16 protein-coding genes are annotated in these 17,496 nt (G+C 65.4%); 12 read left to right on the top strand and 4 right to left on the bottom strand.

Features of this window, described 5'->3' with window-relative positions:
• Nucleotides 1-112 precede the first annotated feature (112 nt).
• Nucleotides 113-715 (bottom strand): thiamine pyrophosphate-dependent enzyme, encoded by a 603-nt coding sequence (locus tag AKL29_RS32615; protein ID WP_050387008.1) that lies wholly within the window; start codon nucleotides 713-715, stop codon nucleotides 113-115.
• Nucleotides 716-723: 8 nt separating this feature from the next.
• Entirely contained in the window at nucleotides 724-1,284 is a 561-nt protein-coding gene (locus AKL29_RS32610) for a thiamine pyrophosphate-binding protein (protein WP_028331509.1), read from the bottom strand.
• Nucleotides 1,285-1,471: 187 nt separating this feature from the next.
• Here AKL29_RS32610 and AKL29_RS32605 point away from each other — a divergent pair, with 187 nt between their 5' ends.
• The 4 genes from AKL29_RS32605 to AKL29_RS32590 all read left to right on the top strand — a co-directional run bounded on the left by AKL29_RS32605 (nucleotide 1,472) and on the right by AKL29_RS32590 (nucleotide 5,269).
• Nucleotides 1,472-2,437: a Bug family tripartite tricarboxylate transporter substrate binding protein gene (locus AKL29_RS32605; protein ID WP_050387007.1), complete on the top strand. Its 966-nt coding sequence runs from the start codon at nucleotides 1,472-1,474 to the stop codon at nucleotides 2,435-2,437.
• A 3-nt stretch (nucleotides 2,438-2,440) separates the two neighbouring features.
• On the top strand, nucleotides 2,441-3,337 hold the full coding sequence (locus AKL29_RS32600; RefSeq protein ID WP_050387006.1) for an amidohydrolase family protein: 897 nt from the start codon (nucleotides 2,441-2,443) through the stop codon (nucleotides 3,335-3,337).
• Between the two features lie 15 nt (nucleotides 3,338-3,352).
• Nucleotides 3,353-4,402, top strand: a complete 1,050-nt coding sequence (locus AKL29_RS32595) for a hydroxyacid dehydrogenase (protein WP_050387005.1) — start codon at nucleotides 3,353-3,355, stop codon at nucleotides 4,400-4,402.
• Nucleotides 4,403-5,053: 651 nt separating this feature from the next.
• Complete coding sequence (locus tag AKL29_RS32590; RefSeq protein ID WP_028331505.1) at nucleotides 5,054-5,269, top strand: hypothetical protein; 216 nt, start codon at nucleotides 5,054-5,056, stop codon at nucleotides 5,267-5,269.
• Nucleotides 5,270-5,373: 104 nt separating this feature from the next.
• On the opposite strand, the gene ilvD is transcribed toward AKL29_RS32590, so the two are convergent.
• Nucleotides 5,374-7,218, bottom strand: coding sequence for a dihydroxy-acid dehydratase (gene ilvD / locus AKL29_RS32585; protein ID WP_050387004.1), 1,845 nt, complete (start codon nucleotides 7,216-7,218; stop codon nucleotides 5,374-5,376).
• A gap of 217 nt (nucleotides 7,219-7,435) precedes the next feature.
• On the opposite strand from ilvD, the gene AKL29_RS32580 reads away from it, so the two are divergent.
• From AKL29_RS32580 to AKL29_RS32570, 3 genes are read left to right on the top strand one after another with little or no spacing between them, the layout of a single operon-like run.
• Entirely contained in the window at nucleotides 7,436-7,993 is a 558-nt protein-coding gene (locus AKL29_RS32580) for a carboxymuconolactone decarboxylase family protein (protein WP_050387003.1), read from the top strand.
• 4 nt (nucleotides 7,994-7,997) lie between these two features.
• On the top strand, nucleotides 7,998-8,861 hold the full coding sequence (locus AKL29_RS32575; protein ID WP_050387002.1) for an SDR family NAD(P)-dependent oxidoreductase: 864 nt from the start codon (nucleotides 7,998-8,000) through the stop codon (nucleotides 8,859-8,861).
• Between the two features lie 16 nt (nucleotides 8,862-8,877).
• Nucleotides 8,878-9,405, top strand: coding sequence for a VOC family protein (locus tag AKL29_RS32570; RefSeq protein WP_050387001.1), 528 nt, complete (start codon nucleotides 8,878-8,880; stop codon nucleotides 9,403-9,405).
• Between the two features lie 5 nt (nucleotides 9,406-9,410).
• Here AKL29_RS32570 and AKL29_RS32565 read toward each other — a convergent pair whose 3' ends face one another.
• Entirely contained in the window at nucleotides 9,411-10,403 is a 993-nt protein-coding gene (locus AKL29_RS32565) for a LysR family transcriptional regulator (RefSeq protein ID WP_050387000.1), read from the bottom strand.
• Nucleotides 10,404-10,587: 184 nt separating this feature from the next.
• Between AKL29_RS32565 and AKL29_RS32560 the strand changes: the two genes are divergently transcribed.
• From AKL29_RS32560 to AKL29_RS32540, 5 genes are all read left to right on the top strand, one after another.
• Nucleotides 10,588-11,520 (top strand): ABC transporter permease, encoded by a 933-nt coding sequence (locus AKL29_RS32560; RefSeq protein WP_229191388.1) that lies wholly within the window; start codon nucleotides 10,588-10,590, stop codon nucleotides 11,518-11,520.
• 70 nt (nucleotides 11,521-11,590) lie between these two features.
• On the top strand, nucleotides 11,591-12,616 hold the full coding sequence (locus AKL29_RS32555) for a sugar ABC transporter substrate-binding protein (RefSeq protein WP_028331499.1): 1,026 nt from the start codon (nucleotides 11,591-11,593) through the stop codon (nucleotides 12,614-12,616).
• A 241-nt stretch (nucleotides 12,617-12,857) separates the two neighbouring features.
• The gene (locus AKL29_RS32550) at nucleotides 12,858-14,990 is read left to right on the top strand and encodes an ABC transporter permease (RefSeq protein ID WP_317250711.1); all 2,133 of its coding nucleotides are present in this window, start codon (nucleotides 12,858-12,860) and stop codon (nucleotides 14,988-14,990) included.
• A complete protein-coding gene (locus AKL29_RS32545; RefSeq protein ID WP_050386998.1) occupies nucleotides 14,990-16,111 on the top strand; it encodes an SMP-30/gluconolactonase/LRE family protein in 1,122 nt (373 codons plus the stop codon). The genes AKL29_RS32550 and AKL29_RS32545 overlap by 1 nt, the downstream gene beginning before the upstream one ends.
• On the top strand, nucleotides 16,108-17,496 hold a 1,389-nt coding region (locus tag AKL29_RS32540; RefSeq protein WP_244482543.1), incomplete at its 3' end, for a sugar ABC transporter ATP-binding protein. The genes AKL29_RS32545 and AKL29_RS32540, both read left to right, overlap by 4 nt.

Below are 17,496 nucleotides of genomic sequence, written 5' to 3'. Positions count from 1 at the left end.
CCGCATGTGTGGAATGATGGATTGCTTCGCCGCTTCAGCGCAAAAATAGCTCTGCAATTTTGTCGCGAGCATCTCGCAGTGACGGATACGTAGGTTGCAGGCGCCTTCTTATCTAGAGCAGCTGCCGTACCCCCATCCCGTTCATGAACCGCTCGCGGATCTGCACGGGATCGCGCCGCGTCGTCCCGGTGCCGGGCTTGTCGTCGATGCGCACCCCGATCAGGGTCGGGCCGGAGGCCTGTTTCGACTGTTCGATCAGCCGCTCGAAATCGTCCTCGTCGGCGGCCCAGGAGCTGTTCGCGATCCCGCTGGCGAGCGCGATCGCGACGAGGTCGGCATGGCCGGCGGCCGGCGTCGGCTGCGCGCCCGTGATCTGGTAGATGCCGTTGTCCATCACCACCATGGTGAGATTCTTCGGCGCCAGCGTCGCGATCGTCGAGATGCAGCCGAGCTGCATCAGCAGCGAGCCGTCGCCTTCGAGCGCGAACACGCGGCGGTTCGGCTGCGCCAGCGCGACGCCGAGCGCGATCGGGAAAGCGAGGCCCATGCTGCCCAGCATGTAAAAATTCTGCGGGCGATGGCCGGCGGCCCACAGGTCGAAATTGGTGTTGCCGATGCCGCCGATCACGGCCTCGTCCTTCAGGCCGGCGACGAGGCGCTGGGTGAGCTCGAAGCGGTTCATCACCTTGGTGTTGCGCGCGTGGGTGCTGGTCATGGCTGATCTCACTTGTCGAAGGTCTTGCCGCCGGTCAACAGCGGCGAGAGGATCAGCGCCACCGGCGCCTGGGTGGTGACGGCCTGCTTGATCGAGCGGTCGGCGATGAATTCGAGCTCGTCGAGCCGGGTGATGGTGTGATGTTCCATCGCCAGCGAATCCAGCACCGGGCGCATGGTGCGGCAGACCAGCGCCTGGCCGTAATTGAACTCGCCGAGCGTGCCGCGCTCGGAGACGAACATGATCAGCGGGATCTGGTAGGGCACCGCAAGCGAGGCCAGCACATTGGCCAGCGTGGCAAAGCCCGAGGTTTGCATCAGCACCGCGCCGCGCATTCCCGCCATCCAGGCACCGGAGACGATGCCCACCGCTTCTTCCTCGCGCGCGGTCGGAAACGTGTTGAAATAGGGATCGGCGTGCAGATCCTTGATCAGCGTGGTCAGCACCCGATCGGGCACATAGGGCACGAGCTTGATCTCGTTCCGCTTCAGCGTCTGCAGCACGATGCCGTGCCAGCTGGTCGCCGACTGGCCTTTATCTTTGGACGAGGCTTGTTCCGCGGCCGCCATCCTGTTCTCCCTGCTCGCGCGACGCTGATGGCCGCTTGCCGCACGAAACTTGACGCGGTGCCTGCGATTGTCAACATGTCGCGGCCGCAACGCGATCTGCGGAATTCGGCCATCGCGGCGCCGAGCCAACGTGCGATACAGGCGTAACGAAAAAGGGACGGTAGCGATCAAGGGACGGGAGGCGTCGATGGCCGGATGGGTCTGGCGGACCGCCATTGCAGCGGCGGCCATGGTTGTGGCCGGCCTTGCGTCCGCGCAGCCGTTCCCGGCCAAGGCGGTTCACATTCTCGTTCCATATCCGCCCGGCGGCGGCGTCGATGTGCTGACGCGGACGCTCGCCGAAGCGGTGTCGAAGACCTGGACGCAATCAATCGTGGTCGAGAACCGGCCGGGCGCCGGCGGGGTGATCGCCTCGCAGGCGATCGCAACCTCCGCGCCCGATGGTTACAATCTGATCATGGTGGCGAGCGGCCACGCCACCAATCCGTTCCTTTATCCAAAGCTGCCCTACGACACGTTCAGGGATTTCTCGCCGATCTCGCTCTTGGCGTCGTCGCCGAACGTGCTGCTGGTGCGCGCGGATTCGCCGTTCAAATCGGTCGCCGACGTCATCGCGGCGGCGAAGGCGAAGCCCGGCAGCCTGTCCTTCGCCCATGCCGGCAACGGCACCTCGACCCATCTGGCCGGCGAGCTGCTCAACAATCTCGCCAAGATCGAGATCAGTGCGATCCCCTACAAGGGCGGTGCGCCCGCGATCAACGATCTGCTCGGCGGGCAAATTCCGCTGTCGTTCAACAACGGACCGGAATCGGTCGGGCAGCTGCAGGCCGGCACGGTTCGCGCGCTCGCGGTGACGACGGGCTCGCGTGCGCCGTTCCTGCCTGACGTGCCCAGCATGTCGGAGACCGTGCCGGGCTACGACACCGAGGTGTGGTGGGGGCTGCTCGGACCCGGCAACATGCCGGCCGACCTCGTCGTCAAGATCTCGCATGATTTCGTCGCGGCAGTGAACACCGATGCCGTGAAGGAGCGTCTCGGCAAGCTCGGTGCGATCCCGATCGGCTCCACGCCGGACAAGTTCGCCGCCAAGATCAAGGCCGACTACGACAAATGGGGGCCGATCATCAAGGCCGCCGGCATGAAGGCGGAATAGGACATGGCTGCGTCAGAGATTCCCGCCTGCCTGCCGCCGCGTCCGGTGACGCCGCCCAGAGACAAGCTACCGCCGAAGGCCTGCGATACGCATGCGCATGTATTTGGTCCGGCCGATCGCTTCCCCTATGCCGGCGATCGCAGCTACACGCCGCCGGACGCGCCGCTCGCGACCTATCTCGGCATGCTCGACGTGCTCGGTTTCGCCCGCGGCGTGCTGGTGCAGGGTAGCGCGCACGGCCACGACAATTCGGCGATGCTGGACGCGTTGCAGCGCGAGCCTGCGCGGCTGCGCGGCGTCGCGGTGGCCGATGCCGATGTGGCGGCAGGCACGCTGCGGCAATGGCATGTGCTCGGCGTCCGCGGCCTGCGCTTCAACCATTTCTTCCGCGGCGGACAGCTGCACTATCGCGGCGGCATTCCCTTGAGCGTTGCCGAGACGCACGCGGGCGTGATGACCGAGCTCGGCTGGCATCTGCAGCTCTGGATCGACGTGAAGGATTTGCCTGACACTATCCCGACGCTGAAGGCGCTTGGGTTGCCGGTCGTGGTCGATCACATGGGCCGCACCGATGCTGCCGCCGGCATCAACACCGCGGGCTTTCAGAGCCTTTTGCGTGCGGTGGACGAAGGCTGGTGCTGGGCCAAGCTGTCGGGCGCGCATCGCCTGAGCCAGCGAGCCCCTGATTATCCCGATGCGCGGCCGTTCCACGAGGCACTGGTCGCAGCCAATCCTGAACGGCTGGTGTGGGGCGGCGACTGGCCGCATCCGCGGGTCGAGGGCGAAATGCCCGACGCCGGCCATCTGCTGACGCTGTTCCAGGAATGGACGCCGGATGCGGCGGCCCGGCACCGCATCCTCGTCGACAATCCCGCACGATTCTATGGCTTCCCAAACTGAAAGCTGTCCGAAGACATGACCGTCAACAACAAGCGCGTATTCTACGTCAAATACCTCGCCCACGAGATCTATGTCGACATCCTGAAGAAGCGGCCGGACGTCCGGCTCGATCGTCTGGAGAACGAGACGCCGGAGGCGACGTTCGCGCCCGTCCTTGCCGACGCGCATGCCTATCAGATCGGTGCGGCCCGCGATGAGCTGGCGCCGCATTTCCATGCCCATGCCGAGTTGTTGAAGCGCGCGCCGAATCTTCTGATCGTGTCGTCGAATGGCGCCGGCTTCGATCCCGTCGATGTCGATGCCTGCACCGCGGCAGGCGTGCTTGTCGTCAACCAGTCCGGCGGCAACGCCAATTCGGTCGCCGAGCACGCGCTCGGGATGATGCTGACGCTGTCGAAGCGGATCATCCAGTCCGACCGCAGGCTGCGGCGCGAGGCCAACGTCAACCGCAACGACCTGATCGGCAACGAGCTGAAGGAGAAGACCGTCGGCATCGTCGGTCTCGGCAATGTCGGCCGCCGCATCGCCGAGCTGTGCAGGGGCCTCCTGCACATGAAGGTGATCGCCTACGATCCCTATCTCACGGCGGATGAGATGGCGAAGCGGGGCGGGGAGAAGGTCGAGCTCGACGATCTCCTGCGCCGTGCGGACTTTGTTTCGATCTCGTGTCCGCTGGACAAGAACAGCCGCGGCATGATCGGCGCGCGCCAGTTCGCGCTGATGCAGCCGCACGCCTATTTCGTCACCACCGCGCGCGGCTTCATCCACGACGAGAAGGCGCTGGAGGAAGCGCTGCGTGACAAACGCATCGCCGGCGCCGGGCTCGACGTCTGGGACAAGGAGCCGCCGCCGCCGGATCATCCACTGCTGCAGTTCGACAATGTGCTGGCGAGCCCGCACACCGCCGGCGTCACCCGCGAGGCGCGCATCAACATGGGCCGGATCGCGGCCGAGCAGATCCTCGACGCCCTCGACGGCAAGCGCCCGCCGCGCATCATCAATCCCGAGGTCTGGCCGGTCTACGCAAGACGGTTCGAGAAGGCGTTCGGGTTCATGCCGGGGTAGGGTCAGGCCTGCCCTTGCGGGGGCCGCGGCTGCGCGCGGCCAAAAATATCGAAAACAACCCCATGCAAAGGAGCTGGCGGCTGCCGGCGTTCGAGCAGGCAACTTGACGCGTCGGGCAACTCAGGGGTACATTTCCAATATTCAGAAATCGTGCAGGCGCCGGCCCTGCGGGAGAGATATACCGCGGGGGAGGGAACTGTTCCGCGGGTGCGTCCCTCACGCAAGCGGCCAGCCGTGCGAGCGTTGTTGCGCGGGCAAAAACACCGGAGAAAATCTCCTTCGTTGCAGCCTCGATCGAGGCAATAAACCCACTGCCGAACGACCGCCTCGCAACACGTCCGTTGTTATTTTCCCTGAGATATCGACGGCTTAGCCCGAAATCGCCATTTTCCGTCTGTGCCCGACCATTCCGGGCACGGAAGGAAGACATTCATGCGACAGGTCCAGTCATTGCTCCGCAACGCGCCCGCCAAAATCGGCCGCCGTCTTGCACAGATCGTCGCGATCGCTGCCGCCAGCCTGCCGCAGGCCGGCGCGTAGTCTTCCCGCTGCGAACAGTCGCACACGTACCAGCCGAATTAACTCACCACCCTTTCGTGTTAGTGCTAGCGTGGTACCCCCGGGCTCTGCCGGTGCAGCAGGGAGGGTTCCATGTCACGCTTCGTCGTTCATTTCATGAAAGACGTGCTCGGCGGCAATGGCCGCGAGCGCGAGGTTTGCCAGGGTGCGCTTGAGATCGACGCCTCGAGCGAGGGCCAGGCCACCGAGATGGCCAAGGTCAAGTTTTGCCAGGAACAATCGCTGTGCGACTGGTCACTGCATGCCGACCGCATCCGGATCGAGGCGGCCGACTTGCACGTGAGCTGACGTCGGCGCCTCGTCACCACCGCGGGTAAGCCGAGCCGAATCGGCATCGGAAGTTCACCTCTCCCGTGGGAGAGGTGAAGCGGCTGTGGCCGAACGGTTGCCGATCACTCCGGCAGGATGCGAACCGCACCCTTGGCCGCGCTGCTGGCGAACGCCGCATAGGCCTTCAGCGCGGTCGAGACGGCGCGCTTGCGCGACGCCGCCGGCTTCCAGGCCGCATTGCCCTTGGCCTCCATCGCTGCGCGGCGGCGCTTCAACTCGGCATCGTCGACCGCGAGGTTGACCTTGCGGTTCGGGATATCGAACTCGATGATATCGCCTTCCTCGACGAGGCCGATCAGGCCGCCTTCGGCGGCTTCCGGCGAGACGTGGCCGATCGACAGGCCCGACGATCCACCGGAGAAGCGGCCGTCGGTGATCAGCGCGCAGGCCTTTCCGAGGCCTTTCGACTTCAGATAGCTGGTCGGGTACAGCATCTCCTGCATGCCCGGGCCGCCGCGCGGACCCTCATAGCGGATCAGCACCACATCGCCGGCCTTCACCTTGTTGCCAAGGATGGCTTCGACCGATGCGTCCTGGCTCTCGAAGATGCGGGCCGGGCCCGAGAACTTCAGAATGCTCTCGTCGACGCCGGCGGTCTTCACGATGCAGCCGTCCTCGGCAAGGTTGCCGAACAGCACGGCGAGGCCGCCGTCCCTGGAATAGGCGTGCGCGGCGTCGCGGATGCAGCCCTTGGCGCGGTCGAGATCGACCTCGTCGAAGCGGCGGTCCTGGCTGAAGGCTTCCTGGGTCGGCACGCCCCCCGGCGCGGCGCAATAGAAGTTGCGTACCTTGTCGCTTGTGGTCCGCACCACGTCCCAGCGGTTCAGCGCATCGTCGAGCGTTGCGGCATGCACGGTCGGCCCGTCGGTCGTGAGCAGCTTGGCGCGGTCGAGCTCGCCCAGGATCGCCATGATGCCGCCGGCGTGATGCACGTCCTCCATGTGGACGTCCTGCACCGAGGGCGCGACCTTGCAGAGCACCGGCACCTTGCGCGACAGGCGGTCGATATCGGTCATCGTGAACGGCACTTCGCCCTCGCGCGCGGCGGCGAGCAGATGCAGCACGGTATTGGTCGAGCCGCCCATCGCGATATCGAGCGTCATCGCGTTCTCGAACGACTTGAAGTTCGCGATGTTGCGCGGCAGCACCTTGGCGTCGTCCTGCTCGTAGTAGCGGCGGGCGAGGTCGACGATCAGGTGGCCGGCTTCGACGAACAGGCTCTTGCGATCGGCGTGGGTCGCCAGCACCGAGCCGTTGCCGGGCAGCGCGAGGCCGAGCGCCTCGGTCAGGCAGTTCATCGAGTTCGCGGTGAACATGCCGGAGCAGGAGCCGCAGGTCGGGCAGGCCGAACGCTCGATCACCTCGACCTCCTCGTCCGACACGTTGGAGTCGGCGGCCGCGACCATCGCGTCGATCAGATCGACCGCGCGCTTCTTGCCCTTGAGCACGATCTTGCCGGACTCCATCGGTCCGCCCGAGACGAACACGGTCGGGATGTTGAGCCGCAGCGTCGCCATCAGCATGCCGGGCGTGATCTTGTCGCAGTTGGAGATGCAGACCATCGCGTCGGCGCAATGCGCGTTGACCATGTATTCGACGCTGTCGGCGATCAGCTCGCGCGAGGGCAGGCTGTACAGCATGCCGTCATGGCCCATCGCGATGCCGTCATCGACCGCAATGGTGTTGAACTCCTTGGCGACGCCGCCGGCCTTCTCGATCTCGCGGGCCACGAGCTGGCCGAGATTCTGCAGATGGACGTGGCCGGGCACGAACTGGGTGAAGGAGTTGACCACCGCGATGATAGGCTTGCCGAAGTCCTCGTTCTTCATGCCGGTGGCGCGCCAGAGGCCGCGTGCACCCGCCATGTTGCGGCCGTGGGTGGTGGTGCGGGAGCGATAGGCGGGCATCGTAAATCCTTCTCAAATCCTTGGGCCAAGGCGATTTTTTAAGGGAGTTGTCGCTCCTTATGCCTGCCCGTGGACGCGGATTCAAGCGCGGAACCGCATGGCTGAACCCCGCAATTCGGGCAATGTCGAGCGGGTCGGCTTGATCTCGGCCGGCCCGGTGCATTAGCTGGTCGAGCGACGGCAAGAACAACGAACAAGCGAAAAATGGGAGAGACGCGTGGCAAGGCTGCCCCTGATTGATCCGGACACGACGGGCGGCGATATCCGCGCCGCGTTCGACCGCATGCCGGTCAAGCTCAACATCTTCCGCATGCTGGCCCATGCCGAGGCCAATGCGATTCCGCTGATGCGGCTCGGCAATTCGATCCTGCACAAACAGAAGCTCTCCGCGGTCAATCGCGAGCTCCTGATCCTGCAGGCCGCGCAGCTCGAGGGCGGCGCCTATGAATGGCGCCAGCACGTGCCGATTGCGCTCGGCGTCGGCGTCACCCAGGCGCAGATCGATGCCGTCGAGCGCGGCGATTACGACGATGCTGCACTCAACGCAGCCGAGCGCGCGCTGCTTCGCTTCGGCCGCGAGGTGGTCGAGAAGGTCCGCGTCGGCGATGCGGCCTTTGCCGCGGTGCGCGAGCATTTCAGCGATCAGGAGATCGTCGAGGCGATCGTCGCGCTCGGCTTCTACATGATGATGGCGCGGCTGACGGAGGCAACCGAGACCGATCTCGATCCGGCCGCCGGCATGGCGGTCTATGAGGGTGGCAAGAAGCGGGGCTGATGGGATGTCGGAGATTTCGCAAGAGGCCAAGCAAGACACAAAGCCGGAGCGCTATGTCCGTCCGCTGAGCGCGGAATCGTCGGGCGCCGCGCCGGGCAGGGAACGTCTCAACGGCCGCCGCATCCTCGTGGTCGGCGGCGGCCAGCGCGTGTTCGATGCCGCGACCGATCCGATCGGCAACGGCCGCGCCATGAGCCTGCTGTTCGCACGCGAGGGCGCGCATGTCGCGGTCGCCGACCTCAACCGCGCCTCGGCCGAGGACACGGTTGCGCGCATCGCTGCTGATGGCGGCCGCGCCTTCGCGATCGCCGCCGATGTCACCAAGGAAGCCGACGTCATCAGGATGATCGACGAGGCGCATCGCACGATGGGCGGGCTCGATGGCATGGTGCTGAACATCGGTACCTTCGGCAAGACCGGGCTCGACAATGTCAGCGCGGAGGAATGGAACAAAATCTACGATGTCAATGTCCGCGGTCCGATGCTGTGCTGCCGCGCGGCCTTGCCGAAATTCGAAGACGGCGGCTCGATCGTGTTCATCTCCTCGATCGCGGCGCTGAAGGCGGGATCGCAGATGGCGGTCTATGATTCCTCCAAGGCCGCGCTCGGCGGCCTGATGCGCAACATCGCACATGCGGGCGCGCGGCGCGGCATCCGCGCCAATCTGGTCTATCCCGGGCTGGTCGACACCCCGAACGGCCGCGAGGCCGGCGCGGGCCGTCCGTTGCGCGGCAAGGGGCATATCCCGTTCGGCCGTCAGGCGACGGCCTGGGAGATCGCCTATGCCGTGCTGTTCTTCATGTCGGATGAAAGCGTCTATGTCACCGCGCAGACGCTCGCGGTCGACAGCGGGCTCAGCGGTTTGTGAGCGGCGGGGAGGGCGCATGAGTGCATTGTTCGGCAAGGTCTGTCAGAACGGCTACGTCGTTCGCGACATCGATGCGGCGCTGAAGTTCTGGACCGAGACACTGCGGGTCGGGCCATTCTTCCTGATCCGCTCGGTCAAGGTCGATTGGTTCCGCTATCGCGGCGTGGACTCCGCCGTCGAGATGTCGATCGCGCTGGCCAATTCCGGCGATCTGCAGATCGAGCTGATCCAACAGCGCAACGACGCGCCGTCGATGTATTTGGATTTTCTGGCGCGCCACGGCGAGGGCCTGCAGCACATGTCGTACTGGAGCACGGACTACCAGTCGCTCTACGACCGCGCCATCGCGGCAGGCTTCACAGTCGGTCATGAAGGCCAGATCGGCGGCCCCAAGGGACGCTTCGCCTATTTCGACACCGCCGGCCATGCCGGCACCGTGATCGAGATCTCAGACGTCTCGGGATCGAAGGGGCGGTTCTTCGAGAAGATCAGGACCGTGGCCGCGACTTGGGACGGCTCGGACCCGATCCGCGTGGTGGGCTGACGCGGCTATTCGGCGGCGAGGCTGGCCGGCGCCGGATATCCCACGCGGGGTCGCATCTTCGCGCGCCCGTTCCTGCGGCCGAACTGGCTGCCGGCCAGCAGCGCCGCGGCGGCGCGCAACTGCTCGCGCAGCCATTGATTGGTGGTGTCGTCCTCGGCGGTGGCGTGCCAGTAGAGATAATTGACGTGCGGACTGATCGGGAACGGGCAGGGGAAGCACTGCAGCAGCCCGGGATCTTCCAGCACGGAGGCGGCGCTCTCCGAGGCGGTCAGCAGCATGTTGCTGCGGCTCACGACGTGGCAGGCGGTTGCGAAATTCTGACAGGTCAGGCGAACAGTGCGGGTCAGGCCGAGGCGCTGGAGCTGAAAATCCTCGAACGACAGACCGCTGCGCCGCGATGTCACGCAGACATGCTCCATGCGCAAATAAGCCTTCTTGTCGAGCCGGGTGCCGAGCTCGGGGTGGCCGCGCCGCGCGAACACCGCGATATGTTCGGTCAGGATCTGCTCGCGCCGCACCTCCGCCGACAGCGGCAACAGCGTATCGATCGCGACGTCGAGGGTGCCGGCGGCAAGCTCGCGCTCGAGATTGTTGCGCTCGCTGCGCACGGTGGCGATCTCGACCAGCGGCGCCACCGTGCTGATGCGGTTGATCAGCGCGCTCAGCATCGGCGCCTCCAGATTGTTGCGCAGCCCGATCACGAACCGCTTCGGCGTCTGCGCCGGATCGAACCGGTGGGTGTGGGTCAGCGTCGTCTCGAGGCCGTTGAGCGCCTGGCGCACCGTGGTGATGATCTGCCGCGCCAGCGGGGTCGGCGTCATCACGTGGTTGCGGCGCACGAACAGCGGATCGTTGAACATCGCGCGCAGCCGGCTCAGCGCGTGGCTCACCGCGGGCTGGGTCAAATTGAGACGGAAGCAGGCGCGGCTGACGCCGCCCTCGGAATAGATCGCGTCGAACACGACGAACAGGTTCAGATCGACGTCGCGTACATGCATGGAAATGATCAATCCGTATCCGTCGAATGCATTTGACGAATACTAATCGGCACTCTTAAAGTCTCAAGCAAAATAATACCTGGAGGAAACGATGAGCGTGCAATCGCCATCGCGCGGCGTTGCTGTCCCTGCGGCATCATCTCGCCTGGGAGCAATGTTTGCGAAGCCGAGTCAGGAGCAGATCGTGCTCCTGATCACCATCGCGCTCCTGATCGTGTTCGGCCTGACGCTGAACGGCTTCGCCACCGTCTCCAATCTCCTGAATTTGTTGCGGAGTATTTCTATCCTCGGCGTGCTCGGCCTCGGGATGGGACTGATCGTGATCAGCCGCGGCATCGACCTCTCCGAGGTCGCGATCATGGCGGGGTCCTGGGCGATCGCGCTGATCTACATGCAGAACGGCATGCCTGTTTTCACGGCAGTGCTGCTGGCGCTGGCGGTCGCGGTGCTGATCGGCGTCGTCAACGGCGTGATGGTCGCCTTCGTCGAGGCGCCGGCGCTGTTCGTGACGCTGGCTGCCGGTTTCGTGATCTATGGCCTCGCCTTCTGGATCGCGCCGGCCTGGGTGGTCTATGCGCCGAAGGATGCGCCGGGCCTGATGTATCTCGGCGCCGGGCGGCTGTTTGGCATCCCGGTTCCGATCCTGGTGTTCGCGGCCTGTGCAATCGCGATGCATTTGTTCCTGTCGCGCACCTCGATCGGCCGCTTCATCTATTCGCAGGGCGACAATCCGGAGGCAGCGCGGCTGACCGGCGTCGCGCTGCGGCCGCTGATCGTGCTCGAGCACGTGCTGGTTGCACTGCTCGCCTGGATTGCGGGCCTGGTCTGGGTCGGCACCACGGGCAGCATGCAGATGGCGATCACCCAGGGCACCATGATCTTCGATGTCGTGCTCGTCGTCGTGATCGGCGGCATCAGCCTGATCGGCGGCCGCGGCAGCGTGTTCAGCGTCGTGGTCGGCTGCATCCTGATCGGCACGCTGCTCAACGCCTTCACCATCATGGACGTCAACAGCGAGGTGCAGAACATCATCAAGGGCGTGGTGCTGCTGGCCGCCATCGTGCTCGACAACTGGCTGCATCCCCGCGACGAGGAGACCGCGCGGCAAGGCGACTGAAACAGGGCGACTGAGCCGGCCGCCGCGCCAAATGAATCAATCAAAAGAAATTGCTTTGTGGAGGGAGACGATGAAGACGACGACGAAATTCTGGACGATCCTGCTAGCCGGCGTGACGCTGGCCGCGATGCCGTTTGCGGCATCGGCGCAGGAGGAAGGCACCAAGACCGCCCGCGAGCTGCGTGCGGTGTACGACAAGGCGCTGCAGGGCAAGACGATCGCCTATCTGCCGATCGCGCTCGGCGTGCCGCTGTCCGACGAATGGGGCCGGGTGGTGCAGGAAGAGGCCGAGTGGCGCGGCATGAAATATGTCGTGCGCGATCCCAACAACAATCCGTCGGCGATGCAGCAGGCCTTGACCGCGCTGGTCGATCAGAAGCCCGACGTGCTGATCGTGCAGAATCCGAGCGTCACGCTGTTGATGAAGGATCTGAAGCGCGCCGAAAGCCAGGGCACGCATGTGATCCAGATCAACATGTCCTCGAACTACAAGTCCGGCGCCTTTGTCGGCGCCGACTGGCGCGAGATCGGCAGGATGCTGGCGAACGAAGCCGTCAAGGCTTGCGGCACCGGCTCCGGCAAGTCGGGCAAGGTCCAGATCGTGCAGGGCGAACTGACCGCGGCCGCCAGTGTCGATCAGGTCGGCGGCATCATGGAGGTCCTGAACAAGGATCCGAACATCAAGGTGGTCTCGAACCAGGCCGCGAACTGGGACGCCAACACCGCGCTCAACGTCACCGCGACGGTGATCCAGCAGCATCCCGACCTCTGCGCCTCGATCGGGTTCTGGGGCATCATGGAATCGGGCGCCGCGCAGGCGATCCGCAATGCCGGCAAGATCGACGATGTGAAGGTGTTCGCCTCGGGTGAAGGCTCGCAGCTGGATTGCGATCAGGTCAATTCGGGCAATTTCTACAAGTTCCTGAGCTACAAGGCGACCGAGCAGGGCCACGACCTGATGTTCGCCGCCGAAACCCTGCTGGTATCAGGCGAGAAGCCGGGCAGCCGCAATCTCGTCTATTACACGCGTCCGATCTGGCTCGATAAGTCGAACGCCTCGGGCGCCAACTGCTTCGCGCTACCCAAGAAAAATTAACAAGGCGCGGACAGCCGGCGCGGGGGGCATTCCCGCGCCGGCTGTATCAAAGAGCACGATCCGGCAAGGTGGAGCCGGTTTCCCTCCGACCGACGCGCAGCGTTCAAGGAGAGCGTGTTCATCAAGGGACGAGGTCGCGATGCGGTGGCCGATCGCGTCATGACCATGAGCATGATCCGGGAAGTGTGAGCCGGCTCTCCGCAAGATCGTGCTCAATCAAGAGGGTGCTTTGGCGATGTCGATGGCCGTTGATTCCTTTGCCGCGTCGGTGCGGCGGTTCTCACCCCGGCTCCTGCTGTCGGAGCTGTTGCTGAAACAGTGGTTCGAGCCGGTGGTTCCCTTCACCGTGATGATCGGGCTGTGGGCCTATTTCGCGCTCACCATTCCCGATTACGCCTCGGTGCAGAACTCGGTGTCGCTGCTGCGGCTGTTCGCCGAATTCGGCTTCGTCGCGCTCGCGATGGGCTTCTGCCTCGTCACCGGCGGCATCGACCTGTCGGTCGGCGCGATCTTCGCGCTGTGCAATTTCGCGGCGCTGTACTTCCTTTTGGTGCGCGAATGGCCGGTCGGCCTCGCGGTGCCGGCGACGCTTCTGGTCGGCGCGCTGCTCGGCAGCATCAACGGCTTCCTGATCGGCTTCCTGAAGACGCGGCCGTTCCTGACCACGCTGGTGACGCTGATCATCCTGCGCGCCTCGGTCAACCTGCTCAACACCAGCTACGCCCAGGTGTTCGCCACCAACTCGGTCGAGAGCGACGCCTGGGATTTCATCGGCGGCGGCAGCGTGCTCGGAATTCCCGTCAATGCGGCGACGCTGTTCGTGGTGCTGTTGATCTGCCACATCTTCCTGTCGCGCTCGCGCTATGGCTGGCATCTCACCGCGATCGGCGCCAGCCGCAAGGCGGCGCGCCACGCCGGCATCCGCGTCCGCGTGATGCTGTTCATGACCTATGTGCTGTCGGGAACGCTGTGCGCGGCGAGCGGCATCTTCTACGCCGCGCGGCAAGCCTCGACGGATTCCACCACCGGCGTGGGGTGGGAATTCCAGGCGCTGACCGCCGTCGTGCTCGGCGGGGTGTCGCTCGCCGGCGGCAAGGGCACGGTGTGGCGGGCGATGATCGGCGCGCTGATCATCTTCCTCCTGATCAACGGCCTCGTGCGGATGGGCATCCCGGGCTACGTCACCTCGGCGGTGACGGGCATGATCCTGCTCGCCGCCGTCGGCATCGACGTCAAATGGTCGAAGAACCGCGGCAAGGCGATCCAGAAGATCTATGTCAATCCGGCCTTCGTGCCGCTCGCCTCGGCGCCGGCGGTGCAGCCCGGCGCGACCTCGCCCTACGCGCAGAACGACCGGCTGATCAATGCGCAGGCGATCGGCGTCGATCAGGTCGAGGGGCCCGAGGACGTCATCCTCGACCGCCAGGGCCGGCTCTACGGCTCGACCCGCGACGGCAATGTGATCCGTTTCTCCGGGCCGAACTTCGAGACCCGCGAGGTGTTCGCCCATATCGGCGGCCGGCCGCTCGGCATGCAGTTCGATCGCGACGAGAATTTGATCGTCGCCGTCGCCGGCATGGGCGTCTACGGCGTCGCACCCGATGGTCGCATCTTCAAGGTCACCGACGAGACCAACCGCACCTGGTACAAGCTGAATGACGATTCCCGCCTGCGCATGGCCGACGACCTCGACATCGCACCCGACGGCAAGATCTATTTCAGCGACTGCACCACGCGCTACGAGATGACCACCAACACCCTCGACATCCTCGAGGGACGGCCGAACGGCCGTGTGGTCTGCTACGACCCCGCGACCAGGACCACGCGCACGGTGATCAATCACTTCTATTTCCCGAACGGGATCTGCGTCTCGCATGACGGCAAATCGATCCTGATCGCGTCGACCTCGCTGTGCAAGGTGTTCCGGCACTGGATCGACGGGCCGAACAAGGGCAAGACCGAGGTGCTGATGGACGAGCTGCCGGGTAATCCCGACAACATCAACCGCGCCTCCGACGGCACCTACTGGCTGGCGCTGGTCGGCATCCGCACGCCGACATTCGACCTTGCCGCGCGAAAACCCGGCTTCCGCCTGCGCATGGTGAAGCAGGTGCCGACCGACGAGTGGCTGGCGCCGGCGCTCAACCATGGCTGCGTGCTGAAGTTCAACGAGAAGGGTGAGGCGCTGGAATCGTGGTGGGACCCGACCGGCATCTCGCACTCGACCTTGACCTCGATGCGCGAGCACCAGGGCTATCTCTATCTCGGCGGGCTCGAGAACAACCGGATCGGCCGCATCAAGCTCGATGGCGTCGACGACAGCTGGACCGGCTACGATGCCTATTGGGGCGCAAAGAGCAGGGTGACGACGTAATGGGATTTTTCGATCATCTGCTGCGCGACGTCCGCAGCGTCATCGACCGCGACGGCGGCCAGAACGCGATCCCGCCGCTCGACGGCGCGCTGAGCCCGAACGACCGGCTCGACACCGCCACCCCGATCGGCGAGCCGCTGCCCGGCGTCGACGACGTGATCGCCGCCGCCGACGGCGCGGTCTATGTCTCGGTCGGACGCCGGGTGCTGAAGCTCGGCGGCAATGACTTGTCGATACGTATAGTCGTCGCCGAGTTCGAGGATGATGCCGGCGGGCTCGCGCTGCATCCGGACGGCCGCCTGCTGGTCTGCGTCGCGAGCAGGGGCCTTGCCGCGATCGATCCGGCGAAGCCCGATCCGCGCTGGCTGGAGGCCGCCGGCGGTGGCGCGCTCACGGGGCTGTTGTCGGTGACGGCGGCGCCCGATGGCCGCATCTATGCCGTCGAAGGCAGCGCCGGCCGGCGCCCGGGTGAATGGCGGCACGACCTGATGGAGAAGCGCGCCAATGGCCGGCTTATCGGCTGCGGCGCCGGGCTCGACAATCCGCAGGTGCTGCTGCGCGATCTGCCCTATCCCTATGGCGTGAGTGTTTCGGCCGACGGCAACAGCCTGTGGCTCACCGAGAGCTGGGCGCATCGCCTCAGCCGGTTCGCGCTCGGCGGCAACGGGCTTGGTCCGCGCGAGACCGTCGCCGCCAACATGCCGGGCTATCCGGCGCGGCTGCATCCGGACGGCCACGGCGGCATGCTGCTCGGCATCTTCGCCCGCCGCACCCATCTGATCGAGTTCGTACTCAAGGAAGACGATTTCCGCGAGGAGATGATGGCGACGATGCCGCCGGATTACTGGGTCGCGCCGGCGCTCGCCGGCGGCAGCGATTGCCTCGAGCCGATGCAGATCGGCAGCGTCAAGGCGCTCGGCATCCAGAAGCCGTGGGCGCCGCCGCGCTCCTACGGTCTGCTGGTGCATCTCGACGCCGAGGGCGATGCGACCGACAGCCTGCACAGCCGCGCCGGCGGCCGCTTCCATGGCATCACCGCCGCCTGCGCCACGCCATCGGGCGTCGTGATCGCGGCGCGCGGCGCCGGACGCCTGCTGCGCACTACGGGAGAGCTGCGATGAATGACGGTGTGATGCAGGCGGCCCCCGGCGCCAAGACGGCAGAGACCTCCGCAGCCCGCGAGCCGGTGCTGCGGATCACCAACGGCTCGAAAATCTATGGCGGCGTCCACGCCATCGAGGGCGTCAATTTCGACCTCTATCCCGGCGAGGTGCATGCGCTGGTCGGCGAGAACGGCGCCGGCAAATCGACGCTGTGCAAGGCGATCGCGGGCGCGATCCAGCTCACCTCCGGCGACTATCTGCTCGACGGCAAGCCGACCGGTTTCGAGCAGCCGCGCGACGCGCTCAATGCCGGCATCTGCATGGTCTATCAGGAGACCAGCCTGGTGCCGACCATGACCGCCGCCCAGAACATCGAGCTCGGCAACGAGAAGCTGCTGACGCGCTTCCGCACCCTGAACATCCAGGCCCAGCAGCTGTTGCAGTCGCTCAACTTCCACGTCGATCCGGCAACGCCAGTGGCGCTGCTCGGCACCGCCAAGAAGCAGATGGTGGAGATCGCGCGCGCGATCTACAACAAGGCGCGCATCATCATCTTCGACGAACCGACCGCGTCGCTGACGCCGGAGGAGATCGTCCACTTCTTCCATCTGGTGCGCGACCTGCGCGCCCGCGGCGTCTCGATCATCTACATCTCGCATGCGCTGGAGGAATCGCTGCAAATCGCCGACCGCATCACCGTGCTGCGCGATGGCAAGCTGGTGATCACGGCGCCGGCCAGGCAGCTCACCCGCGACGCGCTGGTGCAGCACATGGTCGGCCGCGAGGTGGCGCAGGCGGTCTATGGCGGAAGAGCGAAGACCCATCAACGCCGCGAGAAGGTGCTGACGGTCGAGAACGTCACCATGGGCATGGCGGTCAAGAACATGTCGTTCTCGGTCTATGCCGGCGAGGTGGTCGGCATCGCCGGCCTGATCGGCTCCGGCCGCACCGAGATCGCCAAGATCATCTACGGCGCGCTGAAGCGCAATTTGGTCAATGGCGGCACCATCCGGCTGCGCGGCAAGCCGATCCGCTACCGCGTGCCGCGGCAGGCGATCAATGACGGCATCGCCTACATCACCGAGGACCGGAAGGCCAACGGCTTCTTCGAGACCATGGTGGTCGACGACAACGTCTATATCGGCAGCCTCGCCACCGGAAAAGGCTGGAGCTTCCTGCTGTCGCGCGCGCGGCGCAGCAAGCTCGCCAGCTACTGGGTCGACCGGCTCAAGATCAGCGCATTGCAGCGCAAGGCCAGGATCATCGAGCTCTCCGGCGGCAACCAGCAGAAGGTGGTGCTGGCCAAGACGCTGGTGCAGGACCCCTCGATCATCATCTTCGACGAGCCGACGCGCGGCGTCGACGTCGGCACTATCCCGCACATCCACGGCGAAATCCGCCGT

Origin of the sequence: Bradyrhizobium pachyrhizi, assembly GCF_001189245.1 — a bacterium.
Taxonomy (GTDB): Bacteria; Pseudomonadota; Alphaproteobacteria; order Rhizobiales; family Xanthobacteraceae; genus Bradyrhizobium; species Bradyrhizobium pachyrhizi.
The sequence above is the reverse complement of the archived record's forward strand: the minus strand, read 5'-3'. Positions and strand labels throughout refer to the sequence as shown.